The sequence below is a fragment of the Candidatus Nanopelagicales bacterium genome (assembly GCA_018003655.1).
Classification (GTDB): domain Bacteria; phylum Actinomycetota; class Actinomycetes; order S36-B12; family UBA10799; genus JAGNDY01.
In genome coordinates this window covers 1-3,389 of record JAGNDY010000146.1, presented here as the reverse complement: position 1 = coordinate 3,389, position 3,389 = coordinate 1, and the positions used below count along the sequence as shown (strand labels likewise).

At 65.3% G+C, this 3,389-nt stretch carries 2 protein-coding genes; both read right to left on the bottom strand.

The window, feature by feature from the left end; translation table 11 throughout:
- The coding region (mfd, locus tag KAZ48_11480; GenBank protein ID MBP7973411.1) for a transcription-repair coupling factor at positions 1 to 3,137 on the bottom strand (3,137 nt) is incomplete at its 3' end.
- Positions 3,138 to 3,173: 36 nt separating this feature from the next.
- Positions 3,174 to 3,389 (bottom strand): 3'(2'),5'-bisphosphate nucleotidase CysQ (locus tag KAZ48_11475; protein MBP7973410.1); only part of this gene is annotated, 216 nt, incomplete at its 5' end.

Here is a 3,389-nt window from a genome sequence, read left to right as displayed (position 1 = left end):
GGCAGTTCAATGGTCATCTCCGCTGGCTCGTCGTCGGCGTCGCCCTTGACCACGGCCAGTGCCTCTCCGACCAGTCGCACGTAGAGGTCGAAGCCGACATCGGCAATGTGACCGGCCTGCTCCCCCCCAAGCAGATTGCCCGCGCCGCGGATTTCCAGATCTTTCATTGCCACGGCAATGCCGGATCCCAGATCGGTGTTCGACGCGATCGTCGCGAGCCGCTCGTGTGCCGTTTCGGTGAGGGGCTTCTCAGGTGGGTAGAAGAAGTAGGCATATGCCCGGTCACGACCGCGACCCACTCGGCCACGCAGTTGATGCAACTGACTGACACCGAACATGTCGGCCCGATCGACGATCAGTGTGTTCGCGTTGGTGATGTCGAGGCCGTTCTCGACGATGGTCGTGCAGACCAGCACATCGATGCGGCGCTCCCAGAAGTCATCGATGACTCCTTCGAGGGCGGCCTCGCCCATCTGGCCATGGGCGACCGCGATCTTCGCCTCCGGAACCAATTCCTGCAACCGGGCGGCGGCCCGATCAATGGACTCCACCCGGTTATGGATGAAGAAGACCTGACCGTCGCGCAGTAGCTCGCGCCGAACCGCCGCGGTGATTTGCAGGTTGTCGAACGCACCGACGTACGTCAGCACCGGAAGTCGCTGTTCCGGCGGCGTCTGAATCGTCGACATCTCCCGAATACCAGTCACCGCCATCTCCAGCGTCCGAGGAATCGGCGTCGCAGACATCGTCAACACGTCCACGTTGGTGCGCAACGCCTTCAAGTGCTCCTTGTGCTCCACGCCGAAGCGTTGTTCCTCGTCGACGATGACCAATCCGAGATCCTTGAACTTGGTGCTCGCAGACAACAACCGATGGGTGGCGATGACGACGTCAACAGTCCCGTCGGTGATGCCAGCCAGGATCGCTTTGCTTTGCGCGGCGCTCTGGAATCGCGACAGTGCCTCGACCCGAACCGGGAAGGGCGCGAAGCGTTCGGCGAATGTCTGCGCATGCTGGCGAACCAGCAACGTGGTGGGCACCAGAACCGCGACCTGCTTGCCGTCCTGGACGGCCTTGAAGGCAGCCCGCACCGCGATCTCGGTCTTGCCGTAGCCAACGTCACCACAGATGATCCGGTCCATCGGAACGGCCTTCTCCATGTCGGCTTTGACTTCGTCGATCGACGACAACTGGTCGGGCGTCTCGGCATACGGGAAGGCATCCTCAAGCTCCGCCTGCCAGGGGGTGTCGCCGCTGAAGGAGTAACCCTCGGCGCGCTGACGGGCGGCGTAGAGCCGGACCAACTCGCCAGCGATCTCGCGCACGGCCCTGCGGGCGCGCGACTTGGTCTTCTGCCAGTCGGCACCTCCGAGCCGGTGGACACTGGGCGCCTCGCCGCCGACGTAGCGGGTTACCTGATCGAGCTGATCGGTCGGGACATACAGACGATCCGGTGGTTGCCCCCGTTTGCTGGGCGCGTACTCGACGACGACGTACTCGCGGGTGGCGCCACCCACTGTTCGCTGGGCGAGTTCGACGAACTGACCGACCCCGTGCTGCTCGTGGACGATGTAGTCCCCCGGCTTGAGGGACAAGGGGTCAATCGCCCGCTTGCGCCGGGTGGGCATCTGCTGCGCGTCACGATGACTGCCCTGTGAACTGCCCAGGATGTCAGCTTCGGTCAGCACCAACAGCCCAGCGTTGCGCATGTCGAAGCCCTCGCGCAGCGGACCGGTCACCACCATGGCCACGTGTCGCGCTGGTGGCTCGTCGAGGGTTCCTACCAGCCTGGCGGCGATGTCGCGCTCGGCTAGTTGCTCGGCCATGCGCTGGGCCGGGCCGTGCCCCGCGGTGATGACAACGACTCGGTCACCCGCGCGCAGACGGCGGCCCACATCGTTGAGTGCGCCGTTGAGGTCACCGCGAAACCGTGGCGCACCGTGTAGACCACTGGTTGGCTGGGCCACACCGCTGGCATCAGGCTCGGCGTCGGCCTGGGCGAGTGCATCGAGTTCGGCAAGCTCGAGGCCAAACGGCGCGATGCTCCACCACGAGACGGCCAACTCGTCGGCCTGCTCCCGTAACTGTTCGACGGATCGGTAGGAGGCATCCCGCAGATCGATGGGTGCCTTCCCACCTGTTGCGGCCGCGTGCCAGCCAGCCGCTAGGAACTCATCGCTGGTGGCGAGCAAGTCGTCGGCTCGACGGCGGACTCGCTCAGGTTCACAGACCAAGACCAACGAATTGGCTGGAACCAGGTCGAGCAGGGTCTCCATGCCGTCACTGAGGACAGGCGCCAGCGACTCCATCCCCTCGACATGAATGCCCTCGGACAGCGGACCGAGCACGTCGAGCAACTCGGGATGAACCTCTGCCAGCGCGTGGGCCTTCTGTCGGACTTGCTCGGTCAGTAGCAACTCGCGGCAAGCGGGCGCCCATAGCCCCGCCGCAACAACCTCCAGCGAGCGCTGGTCGGTGATCGAGAAGGAACGCACCTCCTCAACCTCGTCGCCAAAGAACTCCAACCGGACCGGGTGGTCATCGGTCGGGACAAACACATCGACGATTCCGCCTCTGACAGCGAACTCGCCGCGGCGGGTGACCAGGTCTGTGCGCTGATAGCCATTGGCCGCCAAGCGGTCGACCACTGCCTCAAGGCCTGGGCTGTCGCCAGCTGCGGCGACTACCGGCTCAAGCTCCCCCAGGCCACGCACGACGGGTTGCAGCAACGCTCGCACACCAGCGACGAGCACCTTGATCGGTCCGGTCGCCGAATCGGCAGCGCCGGGGTGCGACAAGCGGCGCAGCACGTGTAGTCGCCGACCGACCGTGTCGTGGGTGGGACTCAACCGCTCGTGCGGCAGGGTTTCCCAGGCGGGGAACTCCACCACGGCGGACGGATCCAGGAAACCGCGAACCTCTACCGCGAGGTCCTCGGCCTCTCGCGTGGTTGCCGTGATGAGCACCACCGTGCGGTCCGATGTGGCCGCGTTGGACAGCAGTGCCGCCACGGGCGCACGCAACGAGGTCGGGGCGACGAGTTGGTGCGCGCTCGGCTCCGATCGAGCGGCGAGGGCCAGCGCCTGGGCAATCTGCGGATCGGTTGCCACAGTGGGCAGCAATCCGGTGAGACTCACGTCAACACAGGCTACGCGAGGCCCTGCCGGGGTGAGTCACCGCAGGAAGGGCATCAACTCCGGCAAACAGACCCGCAGATCGGTGACCCAAGTCGGACGGTGGTTGAACGTCACTGGCTGGCCGTCAATGTGGTCGGCAGCCAGGCCGTAGTGCTGCGCCACAGCCAACGGTGCGGCGACATCCCACTCGTAGAAGCCGGTGTCGTGGACGTAGGCATCGGCTCGCCGCGCGAGCACTTCGGCGACTTTTGC